Origin of the sequence: Stenotrophomonas sp. P2112 (assembly GCF_041897515.1) — a bacterium.
In the GTDB taxonomy this organism is placed as follows: domain Bacteria; phylum Pseudomonadota; class Gammaproteobacteria; order Xanthomonadales; family Xanthomonadaceae; genus Stenotrophomonas; species Stenotrophomonas sepilia.
Window position 1 is genome coordinate 534,084 of record NZ_CP169216.1, and the last position, 17,534, is coordinate 551,617.

At 68.1% G+C, this 17,534-nt stretch carries 15 protein-coding genes; 5 read left to right on the plus strand and 10 right to left on the minus strand.

The annotated features are described in order from the left end of the window. Window positions 1-37: 37 nt before the first annotated feature. Together ACEPA4_RS02535 and ACEPA4_RS02540 are read right to left on the minus strand one after the other, a co-directional pair. Entirely contained in the window at window positions 38-400 is a 363-nt protein-coding gene (locus ACEPA4_RS02535) for a TfoX/Sxy family protein (protein WP_065179286.1), read from the minus strand. Then, window positions 397-879: a GAF domain-containing protein gene (locus tag ACEPA4_RS02540; protein WP_004140850.1), complete on the minus strand. Its 483-nt coding sequence runs from the start codon at window positions 877-879 to the stop codon at window positions 397-399. The genes ACEPA4_RS02535 and ACEPA4_RS02540 overlap by 4 nt, the downstream gene beginning before the upstream one ends. A 68-nt stretch (window positions 880-947) precedes the next feature. Between ACEPA4_RS02540 and bioD the strand changes: the two genes are divergently transcribed. Then, the gene (gene bioD, locus ACEPA4_RS02545) at window positions 948-1,640 is read left to right on the plus strand and encodes a dethiobiotin synthase (RefSeq protein ID WP_164093533.1); all 693 of its coding nucleotides are present in this window, start codon (window positions 948-950) and stop codon (window positions 1,638-1,640) included. Window positions 1,641-1,704: 64 nt separating this feature from the next. Here bioD and ACEPA4_RS02550 read toward each other — a convergent pair whose 3' ends face one another. The 4 genes from ACEPA4_RS02550 to msrB form a co-directional block, all read right to left on the minus strand. Next, window positions 1,705-3,153 carry a PLP-dependent aminotransferase family protein gene (locus ACEPA4_RS02550; RefSeq protein ID WP_262090895.1) on the minus strand — a complete coding sequence of 483 codons (1,449 nt, stop codon included), beginning with the start codon at window positions 3,151-3,153 and terminating at the stop codon, window positions 1,705-1,707. Window positions 3,154-3,324: 171 nt separating this feature from the next. Further along, window positions 3,325-4,062: a peptide-methionine (S)-S-oxide reductase MsrA gene (msrA, locus tag ACEPA4_RS02555; RefSeq protein WP_065179295.1), complete on the minus strand. Its 738-nt coding sequence runs from the start codon at window positions 4,060-4,062 to the stop codon at window positions 3,325-3,327. A gap of 14 nt (window positions 4,063-4,076) precedes the next feature. Beyond that, complete coding sequence (locus tag ACEPA4_RS02560; protein ID WP_262090896.1) at window positions 4,077-5,846, minus strand: cytochrome c biogenesis protein DipZ; 1,770 nt, start codon at window positions 5,844-5,846, stop codon at window positions 4,077-4,079. A 2-nt stretch (window positions 5,847-5,848) separates the two neighbouring features. Continuing rightward, the gene (gene msrB, locus ACEPA4_RS02565; RefSeq protein ID WP_065179290.1) at window positions 5,849-6,421 is read right to left on the minus strand and encodes a peptide-methionine (R)-S-oxide reductase MsrB; all 573 of its coding nucleotides are present in this window, start codon (window positions 6,419-6,421) and stop codon (window positions 5,849-5,851) included. 145 nt (window positions 6,422-6,566) lie between these two features. On the opposite strand from msrB, the gene ACEPA4_RS02570 reads away from it, so the two are divergent. Both ACEPA4_RS02570 and ACEPA4_RS02575 read left to right on the plus strand, forming a co-directional pair. Then, window positions 6,567-7,286 carry a response regulator transcription factor gene (locus ACEPA4_RS02570; protein WP_065186281.1) on the plus strand — a complete coding sequence of 240 codons (720 nt, stop codon included), beginning with the start codon at window positions 6,567-6,569 and terminating at the stop codon, window positions 7,284-7,286. Continuing rightward, window positions 7,283-8,752 (plus strand): ATP-binding protein, encoded by a 1,470-nt coding sequence (locus tag ACEPA4_RS02575; RefSeq protein WP_065179291.1) that lies wholly within the window; start codon window positions 7,283-7,285, stop codon window positions 8,750-8,752. Before ACEPA4_RS02570 ends, ACEPA4_RS02575 begins: the two co-directional genes overlap by 4 nt. Here the strand turns inward: ACEPA4_RS02575 and ACEPA4_RS02580 are convergent. Further along, window positions 8,749-10,098: an ATP-binding protein gene (locus ACEPA4_RS02580; protein ID WP_053498029.1), complete on the minus strand. Its 1,350-nt coding sequence runs from the start codon at window positions 10,096-10,098 to the stop codon at window positions 8,749-8,751. The genes ACEPA4_RS02575 and ACEPA4_RS02580 overlap by 4 nt on opposite strands. Further along, window positions 10,095-10,784, minus strand: coding sequence for a winged helix-turn-helix domain-containing protein (locus ACEPA4_RS02585; RefSeq protein ID WP_005415149.1), 690 nt, complete (start codon window positions 10,782-10,784; stop codon window positions 10,095-10,097). The genes ACEPA4_RS02580 and ACEPA4_RS02585 overlap by 4 nt, the downstream gene beginning before the upstream one ends. Before the next feature lie 350 nt (window positions 10,785-11,134). Here ACEPA4_RS02585 and asnB point away from each other — a divergent pair, with 350 nt between their 5' ends. Beyond that, window positions 11,135-13,036: an asparagine synthase (glutamine-hydrolyzing) gene (gene asnB / locus ACEPA4_RS02590; RefSeq protein WP_065196197.1), complete on the plus strand. Its 1,902-nt coding sequence runs from the start codon at window positions 11,135-11,137 to the stop codon at window positions 13,034-13,036. 788 nt (window positions 13,037-13,824) lie between these two features. On the opposite strand, the gene ACEPA4_RS02595 is transcribed toward asnB, so the two are convergent. Both ACEPA4_RS02595 and queD read right to left on the minus strand, forming a co-directional pair. Continuing rightward, window positions 13,825-14,172 carry a phasin family protein gene (locus tag ACEPA4_RS02595; protein WP_329844428.1) on the minus strand — a complete coding sequence of 116 codons (348 nt, stop codon included), beginning with the start codon at window positions 14,170-14,172 and terminating at the stop codon, window positions 13,825-13,827. Between the two features lie 116 nt (window positions 14,173-14,288). Beyond that, a complete protein-coding gene (gene queD, locus ACEPA4_RS02600; RefSeq protein WP_005407953.1) occupies window positions 14,289-14,651 on the minus strand; it encodes a 6-carboxytetrahydropterin synthase QueD in 363 nt (120 codons plus the stop codon). A 192-nt stretch (window positions 14,652-14,843) separates the two neighbouring features. Between queD and ACEPA4_RS02605 the strand changes: the two genes are divergently transcribed. Next, a complete protein-coding gene (locus ACEPA4_RS02605; protein ID WP_374082979.1) occupies window positions 14,844-17,483 on the plus strand; it encodes a TonB-dependent receptor plug domain-containing protein in 2,640 nt (879 codons plus the stop codon). Window positions 17,484-17,534: the final 51 nt, after the last annotated feature.

The window sequence follows — 17,534 nt, forward strand, 5'->3', positions numbered from 1 at the left end:
CGCAGTTGCCGGCCAGCGGCCGGCACTACCGGTGCAGTCAATCCTCGTCCGCGCCCTCGGCAACGCTGTCTTCAGCGTCATCGTCGGCATCGAAGCGCTGCTCATGCACCGGGCCCGACGCCGGGCCGGCCGACTTCAGCGGATGCGCGGCGATGCGCGCTTCGTAGTCCTGCACCAGCGCTTCACGCTGCGGCTCGCTCAGCTCCTGCCAGTGGCAGTCCAGCAATGCGCCTTCCAGCGAGTACAGCAGGTTCAGGCTGGGCTTGAAGCCGGCCCGCTTGACCTTGACGAAGGCGCCAACTGCGCCGATCGCAACCAGGTCCTCGCGGCTGCGCAGCCCGACCTGGCGCAGCCACGCTGCACTCTTCGGGCCGATGTTGCGCAGCTTCGGTGCGCTCATCCCAGTGCCTCGACGAACACGCGGGCGATGGCTTCCAGGCCGGCCTGATCGTCGGCGTCGAAGCGGCCGACCTTCGGGCTGTCGATATCGAACACGCCGATCAGTTCATCGCCGCGCAGCAGCGGCACCACCAGCTCCGAACGCGAGGCCGAGTCGCAGGCGATGTGGCCGGGGAAGGCATCGACGTCGTCCACGCGCTGGGTTACGCGCTGGCTGGCGGCGGCACCGCACACACCCTTGTCCAGCGGGATGCGCACGCAGGCCGGCAGGCCCTGGAACGGGCCGACCACCAGTTCCTTGCCGTCATACAGGTAGAAGCCCACCCAGTTCAGGTCGGGCAGGGCGTGATAGACCAGTGCGGAGAGGTTGGCCGCGTTGGCGATGCGGTCGGACTCGGCGTAGACCAGGCCACGGGCCTGTTCCAGCAGCTGGGCGTATTGTTCCGGCTTGCTGCCGGTGAGCGAGGCATTGGCGAACATGCCCGCAGTCTAGCAAGTGCACCGGGCCGGCGATAATGCACGCACTGTTGCCCTGTTGGAGCCGATCGATGCCGTTGCCCGCTACGCTGCCGCCCGCCCTGTTCGTTACCGGCACCGATACCGAAATCGGCAAGACCGCGGCCAGCACCGCGCTGCTGCATGCACTGCGCCAGCGTGGCCTGCGCGCGGTGGGCATGAAGCCGGTGGCCAGCGGCAGCGAGGATCTGGGGCAGGGCCTGCGCAACGAGGACGCGCTGGCGCTGCAGGCGGCCAGCTGGCCGGTGCCGGACTATGCCGATCTGAATCCCTATGCGCTGCGGCAGCCACTGGCACCGGAGCTGGCTGCTGCCGAGGACGGCGTGCAGGTGGCGCTGGCGCCGATCGTGGCCGCGTTCGAACGCCTGCGCGCGAAGGCCGATATCGTCGTGGTGGAGGGCGTGGGCGGTTGGCTGGCGCCGGTCTCGGCCACGCTGGACCAGCTCGACCTGGTGCGTGCGCTGCAGCTGCCGGTGCTGCTGGTGGTGGGCATGCGGCTGGGCTGCGTCAACCACGCGCGGTTGACCGCGCAATCGCTGCAGGCCAGCGGCGTGGACTGCCTGGGCTGGATCGGCAACCACATCGACCCGGCAATGCAGCGCCAGGACGAGAACATCGCCACGCTGCAGCAGCGCCTGCCGATGCCGTGCTGGGGACGGCTGCCGCATCTGCCGGATGCCAGTGGTGAAGCGCTGGCGGCGCACCTGCTCGACGACCTGGGGTAGTGCCGGCCGCTGGCCGGCAACCTCGATGAATCACGTCCGTGCAGTTGCCGGCCAGCGGCCGGCACTACCGTGCTGCAGCCGCCAGCTCCCGCGCGATCGCACCCAGCCGTTCCACCGCACCGATGAAGCGCGCATCCAGGCTCTGGCAGCACGACAGCCGCAGGCAGTGGCGATAGCGCGCACCACGCGAATAGACCTGGCCGGGCATGAACACGATGTCCTCCTGCAGCGCTCGCTCGAACAGCTCGCGCGTGTCAACGCCCGGCAGTTCCAGCCACAGCAGGAATCCGCCCTGTGGTTCGGTGGCGCGGGTGCCTGCCGGGAAATGCTCGGCTACCAGCTGGCGCAGCCGTCCCACCTGTTCGCGGTACAGGCGGCGCATGCGATGCAGATGGTGCTCGTAGCTGCCTGCTTCCAGATACGCGGCCACCGCATCGCCGAGCAGCTGCGGCTCACCGCCGGTGGACTGGAACTTCAGCAGCGCGATGCGCTCTGCGAAGCGACCGCCATCCAGCCAGCCGATGCGGTAATCCGGCGCCAGTGTCTTTGAGAAGCCACCGACCACCATCACCCAGCCATCGCGATCAAAGGCTTTCAGCAACGGGGCCGGTGGCTCGCAGAACTGCAGCTCGGCGTACACCGCATCCTCGATCAGGGGCAGCTGCCGTCCGTTGACCAGCTCGGCCAAGCGTTGCTTGGCGGCGGTCGGCATGGTGCAGCCGAGCGGGTTGTGCACGGTCGGCATCACCACCAGTGCGGCCAGCGGCGTGTGCTCCAGCAGCGCATCCAGTGCACCTACATCCAGTCCGTGCTGCGGGTGGGTGGGTAACTCGATGGCCTGCAGGCCGAGGTTGGCCAGCAACGGATACAGGTTGAAGTAGGACGGCGCCTCGATGCCCACCGCATCACCGGGCTGGGTGACCGCGCGCAACGCCAGCTGCAGGGCTTCCATCGCACCATGGGTCAGCAGGAGTCGCTCGGCGTGGGTGTGCAGGCCCATGCGCGGACTGCGGCGCACGATCTGCGCCAGCAGCCGCGGTGAACCATTCGGGCGCGCGTAGGTCTCCACCGTCTGTTGGCCATGGCGCAGTACCTGCGCGGTGTGCTTGGCCAACTGCGCGCCGGGATAGAACTGGCGACCACGCGGGCCGGCGAAGGCCAGGTCGACCACACCCGGGCGGCGCTGCGCTTCCAGCACGCGCGCCATCAGCACCTGCTGCAGCGGTGCGGTGGGTGCCGAGGGCGCATCGCGCAATGATCGTTCCGGCACCGACAGCCGCGGCGCCACCTCGAAGCCGGCCTTGGGCCGCGGAATGACCAGGCCCGCATCTTCCAGCTGGCGATAGGCGGCGATCACCGTGTTGAGGCTGAGCCTGCGCTGTGACGCCATCTGCCGCAGCGAAGGCAGGCGGCTGCCGACCGGAAGGCGACCGCCGTGGATGGCCTCAGCCAGTTCGTCGGAGAGCCGCTGGTAGCGTGGAGGGATCATCGTGGCCTGGTCATCTGTATCCATCGAACATCCCGCCATCTGGTGCTGTACCCATGATGATGGCGAGCCTAGCATGTCGTCGTCGGCCGGGCCTGATCGGGGCGTGGCTGGCGCATTCCAAGCGCACGGCGGGACCGCCGTGCGTCTTTTTTTGTGTGTAGAGCCGAGCACCGATCAGCCCCAGGGCAAATGCCGTCAGCGCATCGGCACCAGCACCGCCTCGCGCCGGTACAGCGCCGGGAACTGCCTGGCCAGGGCCGCCAGCTTCGGTGCGTCGTAGTAGCGGATGTAGGCGGCCTGCGGGTAGTTGGTCATGTAGTTCTGGTGGTAGCTCTCGGCCGGGTAGAAGCGCTGGCCGCTGACCAGCTGGGTGACGATCGGTGCGCGGTAGCTGCCGGCCTGGCTGAGCTGGGCGATGTAGGCACGGCTGGCCGCCTGCTGGCGGGCGTCATCACTGAAGATCGCCGAGCGATACTGGCTGCCGTGGTCCGGACCCTGGCGGTTGAGCTGGGTCGGGTCGTGCGCGACCGAGAAGAACACCTGCATCAGCTGTCCATAGCTGACCTGGCGCGGGTCGTAGTCAATCTTTACAGCTTCGGCATGACCGCTCTGTCCACCGCTGACGCGCTCATAGCGCGCATTGGCTGCACTGCCACCGATATAGCCGGACACCGCATTGCTCACGCCCTTGACGTGCTGGAACACGCCCTGCACGCCCCAGAAGCAACCGCCGGCAAACACCACGCTGGCGTGGGTGGCGTCATCGCGGAACGCCGCATCGCCGGTGGGGGCCGGCAGTGCCTGGATCTGCGCGCTGGCTTCGACCGGCGCCGCAGCCGCACCGTGATCGACCAGCAGCACCCCGGCAATCAATGCCATGGCCACCAGGCCGGCCACACCGGCGGCGATGCCCTGTTCAAAGGAGAGTTTCATCATGTGCTCCCGGTTCAACCGAAGGTGAAGGCATAGGCCTGCACGCCCGCATCGAGGAATTCGATCTCGAAGCGATGCGGACCGACCGTGCCGCGCTGGCGTACCAGCTGGTACAGGCGATGCTCGTCGACCACGCCACTGCCATCGGCGCCGACATCACTACCGGCATCGGCGGCGGGCAGCGCCTTGCCATCCAGCCAGACGCGGAAGCGCACCGGCCTGCCGTCGCGGCTGGGCGCCAGCACCAGGTGCAGGTCGCGCGCATGGAACTGGAAGGCAATGCGGCCACCGGCCTGCTGCAGCTGTGCGGCTTCATCGGTGACGGTCCAGCGCCCCGACAGTCCCCACTGGTTCAGCGCCAGGGTCGTCGGCAAGGAGTAGTCGAACGCGGCATCACTGCGCTGCCCGCCGGGCGAGGCGAACTGTTCGGCGCGGGCGTGGCCCAGATACGTTTCCGGCGAGCGCAGGTTGCCCATGTCGGCCTGCACGGCCACGCCTTTCAGGTCGGCGGCAGCAGGATCGGCAGGCGGCGGCAGGTTGGCCTGCCCGGCTTCGGTCAGCAGGCGACGGATCATCTGTTCCGAACGCGCATAGTTGCCTTCGCCGAACTGGTGGCCGCGGATGTTGCCCTGCGCATCAACGAAGTACTGCGCTGGCCAGTAGCGGTTGTTGAACGCGCGCCAGATCGTGTACTGGTTGTCGAGCGCCACCGGGTACTCGACCTTCAGCTGCTGCACCGCCTTCATCACGTTGCGCGGGTCACGCTCGAAGGCGAACTCCGGCGTGTGCACGCCGATCACCACCAGGCCGTGGTCGCGGTAGCGGCGCTCCCATTCGTGAACGAACGGCATCGCACGCAGGCAGTTGATGCAGGAGTAGGTCCAGAAATCGACCAGCACGACCTTGCCGCGCAGCTGCTGGGCCGTCAGCGGTGGGCTGTTGAGCCAGCCGGTGGCCCCGTCCAGCGCGGGCAGGGTGCCTTCGACCGGCAGCGGTGCATCGCCAGCGGCGTCGGCACCGGCCATCATCATCATCGGTGGTACCGCCGGCTGCGCGCCGGGTACCGCGTCCAGCAGGCCCTGCTCGATACGCGCGGTGCTGAGCGTGGAAAGACGGGTCAGCAGGCCGGTATCCCAGCCCAAGCCGATTGCCACCACCGCCAGCAGGGCGGCCACGCCCAGCACCTTGCGCAGTGCATTGCCGAGTCCAAGCCGCGCCTGCAGCGCACGGAACACCCGGCCGCCCACCCACACCGCCAGTGCCAGCGCGGTGATCGCGCCCAGCGCATACGCCAGCAGCAGGGCGCTGGTACCCACGCTGGCACCATGCAGGGCGGCACCGGTCAGCACCAGGCCGAGGATCGGACCTGCACACGGTGCCCACAGCAGGCCGGTGGCGATGCCGATCAGCAGCGAGGTCCACGCGCCGCCGCGCCCAGCGGCATCCGCGGCATCGGCGCGCGCGCTCAGACGGGCACCCACGCGCTGGAACGGCGCCAGCAGATGGTCGGCCACTCGTGGCCACAGCAGGGCGACCGCGAACAGCGCCATCAGCAGCAGGGCGATCCAGCGCCCGACCTGGTTGGCCTGTGCCACCCATTGGCTGCCCACCGCGGCCAGGCTGGCAACCACGGTGAAGGTGAGCGCCATGCCCAGCAGCAATGGCAGCGTGCTGCGCAGGAACGGACGGTCGGCACGCGCGAACACGAACGGCAGCACCGGCAGGATGCAGGGGCTGAGCAGGGTCAGTGCGCCCCCCAGGTAGGCAAGCAGCAACAGCAGCATCGTCAGGCTCCGGAAACAGGGGAAGAACCGACCGGCACCCGCCAGCCGTCGGCAGTGCCATCCGTGGCGCCGGGAACGAACACCATCGCTGCACCGTTCATGCAGTAGCGCAGCCCGGTCGGGCGTGGGCCATCGTTGAACACATGGCCGAGGTGGCCGCCACAGCGACGGCAGTGCACCTCCACCCGCAGCATCCCGAAGGTAACGTCGCGGTCTTCGCCGATGGCGTTGTGCAGCGGCGCCCAGAAGCTGGGCCAGCCGGTGCCGCTCTCGAACTTGGTGGACGAGGAAAACAGCGGCAGCGCACAGCCGGCACACGCGAAGGTGCCCTGCCGGTGTTCCTTGTTGAGCGGGCTGCTCCACGGCCGTTCGGTGGCCTGCTGGCGCAGCACCGCGTACTGCGCCGGGGTCAGGCGCTGGCGCCACTCGGCATCACTGTGCATGACCTCGAACTGTCGCGACGGACGCGCTTCAGCGGCGGCCGGGGCGGCGCGGCTGCAGGCCCCCAGGCCGAGCAGGCCGGCGGCGGTGGCAACACCTCCCAGGCCCAGCAGATGGCGGCGGGACAAGGACATGGCGGACTCCGGGAAGGGGATGACGGGGCCATGCTGCGCCCGCCCGGGTCAACGAATCCTCACGCAGGATTCAATTTTTCGTGAGGTATCGGCGGCCGTCCCGCGCCACAATGCAACCCGCCTCCCCACTGGCCTTGAGCTGACGATGTCGACCAAACGCGTGCTGATCGTTGAAGACGATGCCCACATCGCCGACCTGCTGCGCATGCACCTGGGCGATGAGGGCTACGACGTCGCCCATGCTGCCAGCGGCGATGCCGGCCTGCGCCTGCTCGAGCAGGACGGCCCGTGGGATGCGCTGGTGCTGGACGTGATGCTGCCCGGCGTGGACGGCCTGCAGGTGTGCCAGCGCGCACGCGCGATGGCGCGGTATGTGCCGATCATCATCATCAGTGCGCGCGGCAGCGAAACCCAGCGCATCGTCGGCCTGGAACTGGGCGCGGACGATTACCTGGCAAAACCCTTCTCGATGCCGGAACTGGTGGCACGCGTGCGCGCGCTGCTGCGCCGCGCCGAGGCGATGGCGCAGAGCGCACGCATCGATGCCGGCGCGATCGAGCTGGGGGGACTGCAGTTGGACCCGGTCGCGCGTACCGCCTCGGTGGATGGCAATCCATTGGAGCTGACCCCGCGCGAGTTCGACCTGCTGTTGTTCTTCGCCCGTCACCCGGACCAGGTGTTCGCGCGCATGGAACTGCTCAACCAGGTCTGGGGCTACCAGCACGATGGCTACGAGCATACGGTCAACACCCATATCAACCGCCTGCGCAGCAAGATCGAGCCCGATCCGGCCAATCCGCGGCGGCTGCTGACGGTGTGGGGCCGTGGCTACAAGCTGGTCGACCCGGCCGGAGCAGCGGCATGATCAAGCCGAACCTGTGGCAGAAGCTGGCAGTGGTGACCGCTGCGCTGATGCTGACGTGCTGCATGGCGCTGCTTGCACTGCAGATGCGTGCCAATACCCGCCACGAGCAGGAGGTGGTACAGCGGTTGTCGCTGGGCCTGGCCGAGCACATCGCCCAGCGCAGCGAGCTGATGGATACCAGCGGCATGCGTGATGCGGCGGTGCGGGCGCTGTTCGGCCAGTTGATGGCGGTCAATCCCAGCGTCGAGGTCTACCTGCTGGATGACCAGGGCCGCATCCTCGGCCACGATGCACCCAGTGGGCACCTGGTGCGAAACCGGGTGGACGTGGCGCCGCTGCGCCACCTGCTGGCCGGTGCGCCGTTGCCGATCCTCGGCGATGACCCGCGCAGCCGTGATGGCCGCAAGGTGTTCAGCGTCGCCCCGCTGGTCGTGCAGGGTCGCCAGGCGGGCTACGTGTACGTGGTACTGGTCGGCGAGCACCGGCAGATGCTGGCCGACGATCTTGCGGCCGGCAGCCAGTGGAACACCACGCTGTGGTCGGTGGTGCTGGTCGGTGGCCTCGGCCTGCTGGCCGGGCTGGTGGCGTTCTACTGGGTGACCCGTCCGCTGCGGCGGCTGACCCGACGCATCCAGGCCTTCGACATCGACGCACCCACGCCGTTGCCACCGCCGGAGCCGCTGCGCCCCGGTGAGCGCGACGAGCTGGTGATCCTCGAACACGCACACGCGCAGATGGCGCAGCGGCTGGGCGAGCAGTGGCAGCAGCTGCGCCAGCAGGACCTGCAGCGCCGCGAACTGGTTGCCAATATCTCGCACGACCTGCGCACGCCGCTGTCGTCGCTGCATGGCTACCTGGAAACGCTGGCATTGAAGGACGCCACGCTGTCAGCGGACGAGCGCCGCCGCTATCTCGGTATCGCGCTGGCGCAGAGCGCCAAGGTCGGCCGGCTGGCGCGCGCGCTGTTCGAGCTGGCGCGGCTGGAGCATGGCGAAGTGCGGTTGGAGTGGGAGGTGTTCGCGCTGCCGGAGCTGCTGCAGGACGTGCTGCAGAAGTTCGAACTGGCGGCACAGGCGCGCGGCCAGCAGCTGCACGCAGCGTTCCCCCCCGGCCTGCCGCTGGTGCGCGCCGACCTGGGCCTGGTCGAACGGGTGTTGACCAACCTGCTCGACAACGCGCTGCGCCATGCACCCGATGGTGGACAGATCGAGGTGCGCCTTTGCGCGACTCCCGACAGCGTGGAGGTCAGCGTGGCTGATGACGGCCCAGGGGTGGCGCCGGCGTTGCGCACCCAGCTGTTCCAGGCACCGGCCGCGCTGGGCGCGCGGCGCGGCGAGAACGGCGGATTGGGGCTGTTGATCGTGCAGCGCATCGTGCAGCTGCACGGCCGCCGCATCGAACTGCGCGACAGCGAGCGTGGCGCGCTGTTCGTGTTTGCCTTGCCGCGTGCGGAACCGGCGGCCTAGCAGGCCGCTTCGCATTCGACGATGCCGCCGCCGTTTTCCAGCGGCAGGTGCAGGCGGATGCAGGCACCGCCCAGCGACGAATCGGTTACTTCGACGTGGCCGCCATGCTTGTCGGCCACCACCTGCACCAGTGCCAGGCCGAGGCCGAAGCCGGGACTGCCCGGGTCCAGCCGGACGTAGGGCTGCAGTACCTGGCCGCGCAGTTCGGGTGCAATGCCGGGGCCGTCGTCCTCCACCTGCAGGCATAGCCAGCCGTCATTGACGCTGCTGGCAATACGGATCTGCCGGCGCGCGTAGCGCAGTGCATTGCCGAGCAGGTTGCGCAGTGCCAGCTCCAGCATATGCCGGTTGACGTTGACCAGACCCACCGGCGACAGCGCCTGCTGCACCGGCATCGGCAGCGGCGCGAACTGGGCGACCACGCCGCGCACCAGCGCCGCCAGCTGCAGGCGCTGGCGGGTCAGCTGATGGCAGCGGCCCAGTGCGGCGTACTCGACGCCTGCATCGGTCAGGTGCTGCAGCCGATCCACATCGGTGCGCAATCCGCCCAGTGCATCGCGCTGCCCATCATCAAGCGCGGTGTCCTCCAGGTCGGCCAGGCCGAAACGCATCCGCGCCAATGGCGTGCGCACTTCGTGCGCCACCGCCTGCGCCAGCACACGCTGGCTTTCCAGCAGCTGCTGCAGCTGCTCGGCCATGTGGTTGAAGGCATTGGCCAGTGGCCGCACCAGCGCGGTGCCCGCACGCGGCGCACGCGTGTCCAACTGGCCATCGCGCATCTGCCTGGCCGCCTGCGCCAGCTGCGAGACGTCGCGCCACAACCGATAGACCATCACGTACATCGGCAATGCCACCGCCACCATCAGGATCAGCAGCAGGATCGCCACGCCCGACACTTCGCTGTCCTGCCAGCCCTCGTCCGGCAGCGCTTCATCCAGCGGCCCCAGCATCACCGCGTAGTCGCTGTCACCGATGCGCTGCAGGCTGCGCATGTGCTCCAGGTCGATCTGCACGCGGCCGTTGTTGAACGGCGGACGTTGGCTGGCCGGCAACGCCTTCACTGCCTCAGCCAGCGGCACCATGCGCAGCGCGTAGGCGAAATCGGCGTCGAGTTCGCGTGCCAGCACCGGCCACTGGTCGCGCGGGGTTTCGGCGAAGCGGTGCTGCAGCAGGGCATGGGTGCCACGCATTTCGGCCTGCAGCCCGGCTTCGGTGCGGTCCTCCAGCAGGGCATCCCAGGCCCACAGGCCCAGCACGATCAGCAACAGGTGGGCAACCAGGAAGCCGATGCCGTAGCGCAGGAAGTGGAAGGCGTGGCCGCGCATCGCCGAGGGCGTGCGCTTCATCCCCATGCCGAGCGGCTGAACAGGTAGCCGCGGCCACGGACGGTCTTGATCCGTTCCGGCTGCTCGGGGTTGTCGCCCAGCTTGCGGCGCAGGCGCGAGATGCGGGCATCGATCGAACGGTCCAGGCCGTCGAAGGCGATGCCACGCAGGCCGCGCAGCAGCGCGTCGCGGTCCAGGATCTGGCCGGCATTGCTGGCCAGCAGGAACAGCAGGTCGAACTCGGCGGTGGTCAGCTCCAGCAGGCTGCCCTGCAGGTGCACGTTGCGGGTGGACGGGTCGATGCTCAGCTCGCCGAAGCGCAGGCTGCCGTCACGCGGTTCGACCCGGCGGTGGCGGCGCAGGTGGGCGCGCAGCCGCGCCAGCAGCACCCGCGGTTCGATCGGTTTGCCGATGTAGTCGTCGGCCCCCAGCTCCAGCCCCAGAACCTGGTCGATGTTGTCGGTGCGGGCGGTCAGCACGCAGATGATGCCGTCATAGAGGGGCCGGATCTGCCGACACACTTCGAAACCATCCTGGTCGGGCAGGCCGACATCGAGCAGCACCAGGGCTGGTTTCTCGGCCAGGATGCGGGCCACTGCGCGCTCGCCGCTGCGCTCGTGGGCCACCTGGTAGCCATGCCGTTGCAGGTAGTCGCTGACCATCGTTCCCAGGCGGGCATCGTCTTCGACCAGTACGATATCCAGCATTTCCAAGGCCTCCGTAGGCGCAAACGTACCGCCACGGCACGAGCGCGGCGATGCTATCCCAGCCATCGGGCCGCCCGGGTCCCGGGGGCGGGCGCCATTCAGCCGGGGTTGCTGGCGCAGGGGCCGGGTCTCAGTCCCGGCAACAACTTGGCGTTCAGCATAGCCTGATGCTGTTACAAAACGTTACCTTCGTGATACGACGGGTGACGATCGCTGACAGCAAAGCGACTGACGCCGCGCGGTCCGGCGCCGAGCATGGAGTCTCCTCCGCTCCGCGTGCCGTCCCCCATGTCGCCCGCCGCCCTCTGCCTGCTGAACCCGTCCCGCCGCCGCCAGTGCGGAGGCTCCCGATGAGCGGCGTGGTCGGGGCCTGGTTGCCGCCCGCCGAGGACGAGCAGTTGCTGCAGCACCTGGCGCCGATGCTGCGGGCGCTGCAGCAGCGTGGGCGTGGCCGCATCGGCTACTGGACCGACGCCGAGGCCGGCCTCGCGCTGGGCCACTGCCGGGCGCCGACCGATACGCCGTTGCAGCCGCTGAGCTCGGACTGCGGTCGCTACGTGCTGTGCCTGGACGGCCGCCTGTACAACCGCGCTGACCTGCAGGCGCAGTTGCGCGATCTGCCACGCAGCTGCAGCGATGCACGGCTGCTGCTGCAGGCGATCGTCGAATGGGGCGTGCAGCGGGCGCTGTCGCGTATCGAGGGCGCCTTCGGTTTCAGCGTCTGGGACCGCGAGTCGCGCGTGCTGTGGCTGGCCCGTGATCCGGTGGGCGAGAGGCCGCTGTACTACGGCTGGTACCAGGGCCAGTTCCTGTTCGCCTCGGAGTTGAAGGCGCTGCAGGCCTTCGCCGGGTTCGCACCGAGCATCGACCAGGATGCGCTGAGCCTTCTGCTGCGTCACGACTATGTGCCGGCGCCGCACACCATCTACCGCGGCATCCACAAGCTGGTGGCGGGCGCGATGCTGCGCATCGATCTCAGCGACCACGCCGCCGGTTACTCCAGCCAGGCCGCGCAGGGGGGGGCGCGTTACTGGTGCGCACGCGACGCGATGCAGCGTGCACTGCAGGAGCCGCTGCAGCCGGCGCCAAGCCTGGAACAGGCCACCGACCAGCTCGAAGCGGTACTGCAGAAGGCCATCGCTTCACGCATGCACTCGCCATTGGCCTGTGGCGCGTTCCTGTCCGGCGGCACCGACTCATCGCTGGTGACGGCGATGATGCAGGCCCAATCGACCCTGCCGATCGAAGCCTGGACGGTCGGCTTCGACGATCCGGGACATGACGAGAGCGACTGGGCGTCGCAGGTCGCGCGCCATCTGGGTGTGCAGCACCACCTGCACCGCATGGACGCGCGCCAGGGCCTGGATCTGCTGCAGCGCCTGCCGCAGGTCTGGTGCGAACCGTTCGCCGACGCCTCGCAGCTGCCGACGCTGCTGGCCAGTGAACTGCTGGGGGCACGCAAGCCGGTGGCGCTGACCGGTGACGGTGGCGATGAACTGTTCTTCGGCCACCCCAGCTATGGCCGCGCGCTGCGCAATGCGCGCCTGTGCGGTGGCTTGCCGGACTGGGTACGCGACCTGGCGCGGCGCAGCGGCAACCGCATGAACGCCGAGCGTGGTCGTCTCGGTGGATGGCGTGCCTTGGTGGCCGAAGTTGCTGCCAACGATGTGGAAGGCCACTACCTGCAGCGGGTGACCCGCTGGCGGCAGCCGGCGCAGGTGGTGCTGGGCGCGCGTGAACCGGTGACGATCTTCCAGCAGCAGGACTCGGCGCTGCCGGCCGAAGCGCGCATCCAGCTGCTGGATTTCCGCATGGATCTGGCCGAGGGCATCCTGGCCAAGGTCGACCGCGCGGGCATGGCGGCGGGCGTTGAAACCCGTGCGCCACTGCTGGACATGGAGGTGGTGCGACTGGCCTGGCGCCTGCCGCAGCACCTGAAGTACCACGACGGCGAACACAAACTGATCCTGAAGCACCTGTTGGCACGCTACCTGCCCGAGCCGCTGGTGTACCGTCCCAAGCGCGGCTTTGGCCCGCCGATGGCGCGCTGGCTGGCTGGTCCGTTGCGCGATTGGGCGGAGGCGCTGCTGGACCCGCAGCTGCTTCGCAATCAGGGCTGTTTCGATCCGGCACGCGTGCGCGGCATTTGGGAAGCGTTCCTGCGCGGCGAGCGCAAGTGGCACACGCACCTGTGGAACGTGTTGATGTTCCAGGCGTGGCACCAGCACTGGCACGGTGGTCGCGGGCGCTGAGGTTCCTTCGCGGTGTGTTCTGCGTGGCGTGTGGCGGATTCGTTCTGCGTGGCGCAGGGCGGAGACCCTTGCGTACGAATGTCCTCCGGCGCCGGCCGTTGGCCGTCACCTCCCCCTTTACTTCGTACGCAAGGGTCTCCGCCCTGCGTTCGGAGTTCGTCGGCGCGTCATTGAAAGGTTGCAGCGAGCACTGCGCTCTACCCACCGCAAGCCGAGCCTCGTCGGGGCGGGCAGGGGTCTGGGCAAAGTAAAGGAGGAGGTGACGGCCAACGGCCGACGCCGGGGGACATTTGCCCAGACCCCTGCCTGCCCCGGCGGGGCCCATCAGTTCGCGGGGAATCGAGACGAAGACACGCTTGTGGCGGGCTCATTCTGCGTGGAGCAGGGCGGAGGCCCTCGCGTACGAATGTCCTCCGGCGCCGGCCGTTGGCCGTCACCTCCTCCTTTACTTCGTACGCAAGGGCCTCCGCCCTGCGTTCGGAGTTCGTCGGCGCGTCATTGAAAGGTTGCCGCGAGCACTGCGCTCTACCCACCGCAAGCCGAGCCTCGTCGGGGCGGGCAGGGGTCTGGGCAAAGTAAAGGAGGAGGTGACGGCCAACGGCCGGCGCCGGGGGACATTTGCCCAGGCCCCTGCCTGTCACGGCGGGGCCCCTCAGCTCGCAGAGACATCGGACGAAGACGCACTTCGGAATCCGAACACCAGGCAAAAAAAGACCCGGCAGAGGGAGGGATCTGCCGGGTCCGGATTGCATGGGGGGAGGGACCCACGCAATGAGCGTTGCGTCGCGTCAGTGGTTGCTCGCGTCCGCCGTTGATTCGTTGTAACCCTGCACCAGTTCGGACCAGGCCTTGCTGGCCTGCAGGCCGAGACCGACCACATCCTGCTGGGCCTGGCCCAGCCGCTGCAGGTTGTCCTGCCACAGCTGTGTGCCCCTGTTGAGCATCCCGGCCGCGTCGTCGCTGCGGGCCAGTTCACCCAGCCAGCCGCCGGTCGCGGTCAGGTTGCGCTCCATCGCCTTCAGCTGCACCCCAAACATGCTTTCCGCGTTCTCCAACGCCAACCGGTTCGCGCGGGTTGCAGCGGCGGCGAGCTGGCGGGTGGCATCACTGAAGCGATCGCTGAAGGCGGCGGCCATGTGGCATCAGGGAGTGGCTTGATGCATTGCAGCATACGCCGTTGATGCGGCAATGCAACAAAAATAACAAAGGCGCTCAGGGCGCCTTTAGAAAGCCTTTCAGATCAATGGGTTGATCAGGCCGTCGGGCCGCGGTAGCGACAGCCGGAGGTGCAGGTTTCGTGCACGGTGATCTCGCTCAGCGCCGGCAGGCTGGGCTTGAGTTCGTTCCAGATCCACACCGCCAGGTTCTCGCTGGTCGGATTCTCCAGGCCGGGGATGTCATTGAGGTAGTGATGGTCCAGGCGGTCGTAGATCGGCTGGAAGGCCGCCTTCACGTCGCCGAAGTCCATGATCCAGCCGGTCTGCGCACCCGGCTCGCCCTCGACCTTCAGTTCCACCCGGAACGAGTGGCCGTGCAGGCGCGCGCACTTGTGCCCCGGCGGCACGTTGGGAAGGCGGTGCGCCGCCTCGAGCATGAAGACTTTGAAGATTTCCATGGCGCAATTGTACGCCGCAGGCGGCCCGGCAGCCTGAGCGGACGCCGGGCTTTCGTGAAGTGACTCTTTCCATCCGGATGAAGAGATGATAGTTTCTCTTATATCCGTATGAAGAGATGTTATTGGCCGGGCGCCGGCCAGGCATGGACTACTGCGGAACTTCGTCGTCCTTACCACCTCCCCCACATCGTCATGCCCAAGCACACCCTGCTCGTGGCGGCCCTGGCCGTCGCTCTGGCCGCGCCTTTGCCTGCCGCCGCCGAAACCTCCGCCGACGCCAGTGGCGAAGCCAGCACCCTGGCCGCCGTGCGTGTCACCGGTTCCAACATCAAGCGCACCGATACCGAGGCCTCCAACCCGGTGCAGGTGATCGGTCGCCAGCAGCTGGAACAGACCGGCAAGGCCACCGTGGCCGACGTGCTGCGTTCGATCTCGGCCAACACCGGCAACGCCGCCAACGAAACCACCAACAACGGCTGGGCCTCCGGCTCGGCCGGCATCGGCCTGCGCGGCCTGTCGCAGAAGAACACGCTGGTGCTGCTCAACGGCCGCCGCCTGGCCAACTACGGCTTCCCGGCCGGCGGTCTGTCCGACACATTCGTCGATCTCAACGCGCTGCCGCTGGTGGCCGTCGAGCGCATCGAAGTGCTCAAGGACGGCGCCTCGGCGGTGTACGGCTCCGATGCCGTGGCCGGCGTGGTCAACATCATCACCCGGCAGAACTTCGAAGGCGCCGAGATCGGCGGCAGCTTCGGCGGTGCCGACCAGGGCGGCCTGCACGAGCAGAACCTGAAGTTCGTCGGCGGCCTGGGTGATCTCGACACCGATGGCTACAACATCCTCTTCAGCCTGCAGGGGTACAACCGTGAGCGCCTGGACCAGGACGAACGCAACCTGACCAGGAGCGGCATCTACACCGACAAGCCGGGTGGCCGCTGGAACGGCTGGTCGGCCAAGGGTGCGCGCTACCTGGTCAACGGCGTGTCGGTACCGATGCTCGACGCCAACGGCAACTGCCCGGCCGGCACCACCCGCGTTGCCAGCGCGCCGATTGATGGCCTGTCCGGTGACACCTGCGGCTTCAACCAGGCGCCGTTCACCACGCTGATCCCCTCGACCAAGCGTTACCAGGCCTATGCCAACGGCACCTTCCGCCTGAACGACAACGTCGAGGCCTTCGGCGAAGTGCTGTACAGCCAGATCAAGAGCGCCGCGTGGTTCGGCAGCAGCCCGTTCTTCACCCTGGAGAGCGGCCGCTTCGCACTGAACGCCAACAGCGGCCTGGCCGAGCCGGTGTCGTCGCTGCTGCCGGCCAACAATCCGTACAACCCGTACGGCCGTGCGATCCCGATCGAGTACACGTTCTTCGACCTTGGCGGCACCATCAAGACCAACCGATCCACGGCCTATCGCGGCGTGTTCGGCCTGCGCGGCACCACCGCCAACTGGGACTGGGAAGTCGCTGCATTCGGTGCGCGCAGCAGCGAACGCGAGAGCGTGTCCGGCGGCTTCGCCAACCGCTGGGCGCTGGCCGATGCGCTGGCCACGGGCAGCTACAACCTGCTCAACCCGGCGGCGACGCCGCAGTCGGTGCGCGACTCGATCAACATCGCCACGCTGCGTCCGGCCGAATCCAAGCTGCAGGGCATCGATGCAAAGATCTCCGGCAGCCTGGGCCACACCTGGGCGGGTGAGATCGGCTTCGCGGCCGGTGCCGAGTGGCGCCGCGAAAAGCTCGACTCCAACAACCCGTGGCAGATCGATGCCGGCCTGCAGGTGCGCCCGGCCATTGCCGAAGTACACGGCAAGCGCCAGGTCAGTGCGGCCTACGCCGAAGTGAACGTGCCGCTGGCCTCGACGCTGGAGCTGTCCGCCGCCGCGCGCGCCGACCACTACGACGATTTCGGCGATGCATTCTCGCCGAAGATCGGCCTGCGCTGGCAGCCCCTGGATGTCCTGCTGGTGCGTGCGTCCGCTTCCAAGGGCTTCCGCGCACCGTCGCTGTCGGAAAACTCCAACAGCACCAGCATCGCCTATGGCAGCGTGGTCGATCCGCGTGATCCGGACGTGCCGGGTTCGCGGCAGAACCCGACCTTCTTCACCGTCGGCAACAACGAACTGAAGCCCGAGCGCACCAGGAGCGTGAACTTCGGTGTGGTGCTGTCGCCGTGGGCCAACACCAACCTGAGCGTGGACTACTACCGCATCCAGCTGGACAACCTGGTCGGCACCAACAACACCCAGACCCTGGTCAACGACAACGTGGCTGGCGCGGTGCAGCGCGATGAGCGCGGCAAGCTGCAGGCGGTCTACAACCGCTACCAGAACCTGAGCGAGCTGAGGACCTCGGGCATCGACGTCGAACTGCGCCAGCGCATCCCGACCGCGGTGCTGGGTGACTTCACCGTGTCCTCGGCTTACACCCACGTGCGCGACTACCGTCGCCCGACCGTGGTCGGTGGCCCGCTGGTCGACTACGCCGGCAGCAACCTGGGCGCGACCCTGCCCAAGGACAAGGCCACCACCACGCTGGACTGGAAGTACGGTGATTTCAACGCAGCCGTGACCTGGTACTACACCAGCAGCTACCGCCAGGAAGCCAGCACCGCAGCCAAGGCCGTGCAGCAGCGCGTCGGCAGCTACAGCCAGTACGACCTGTACCTGGCCTACACCGGCATCGACAAGCTGACGCTGTATGCCAAGGTGCAGAACCTGGCCGACAAGACGCCGCCGTACGACGCCTCGTTCCCGGGCATCCGCGCGCCATACGACTTCAGCCAGTACGACCTGCGCGGCCGCTACTTCACGCTGGGCTTCGATTACCGCTTCTGATCCATCCGCCGCGGCCGGCCACCTGAAGGGACCGGCCGCGCAACTGTCTGC

Coding starts and splice junctions, on each gene's coding strand:
- ACEPA4_RS02575 (WP_065179291.1), top strand. CDS start 7,283: ATGATCAAGCCGAACCTGTGGCAGAAGCTGGCAGTGGTGACCGCTGCG.
- ACEPA4_RS02570 (WP_065186281.1), top strand. CDS start 6,567: ATGTCGACCAAACGCGTGCTGATCGTTGAAGACGATGCCCACATCGCC.
- msrB (WP_065179290.1), bottom strand. CDS start 6,421: ATGTCCTTGTCCCGCCGCCATCTGCTGGGCCTGGGAGGTGTTGCCACC.
- ACEPA4_RS02595 (WP_329844428.1), bottom strand. CDS start 14,172: ATGGCCGCCGCCTTCAGCGATCGCTTCAGTGATGCCACCCGCCAGCTC.
- ACEPA4_RS02550 (WP_262090895.1), bottom strand. CDS start 3,153: ATGGATACAGATGACCAGGCCACGATGATCCCTCCACGCTACCAGCGG.
- queD (WP_005407953.1), bottom strand. CDS start 14,651: ATGGAAATCTTCAAAGTCTTCATGCTCGAGGCGGCGCACCGCCTTCCC.
- ACEPA4_RS02580 (WP_053498029.1), bottom strand. CDS start 10,098: ATGAAGCGCACGCCCTCGGCGATGCGCGGCCACGCCTTCCACTTCCTG.
- ACEPA4_RS02535 (WP_065179286.1), bottom strand. CDS start 400: ATGAGCGCACCGAAGCTGCGCAACATCGGCCCGAAGAGTGCAGCGTGG.
- asnB (WP_065196197.1), top strand. CDS start 11,135: ATGAGCGGCGTGGTCGGGGCCTGGTTGCCGCCCGCCGAGGACGAGCAG.
- ACEPA4_RS02540 (WP_004140850.1), bottom strand. CDS start 879: ATGTTCGCCAATGCCTCGCTCACCGGCAGCAAGCCGGAACAATACGCC.
- ACEPA4_RS02605 (WP_374082979.1), top strand. CDS start 14,844: ATGCCCAAGCACACCCTGCTCGTGGCGGCCCTGGCCGTCGCTCTGGCC.
- bioD (WP_164093533.1), top strand. CDS start 948: ATGCCGTTGCCCGCTACGCTGCCGCCCGCCCTGTTCGTTACCGGCACC.
- ACEPA4_RS02560 (WP_262090896.1), bottom strand. CDS start 5,846: ATGCTGCTGTTGCTGCTTGCCTACCTGGGGGGCGCACTGACCCTGCTC.
- msrA (WP_065179295.1), bottom strand. CDS start 4,062: ATGAAACTCTCCTTTGAACAGGGCATCGCCGCCGGTGTGGCCGGCCTG.
- ACEPA4_RS02585 (WP_005415149.1), bottom strand. CDS start 10,784: ATGCTGGATATCGTACTGGTCGAAGACGATGCCCGCCTGGGAACGATG.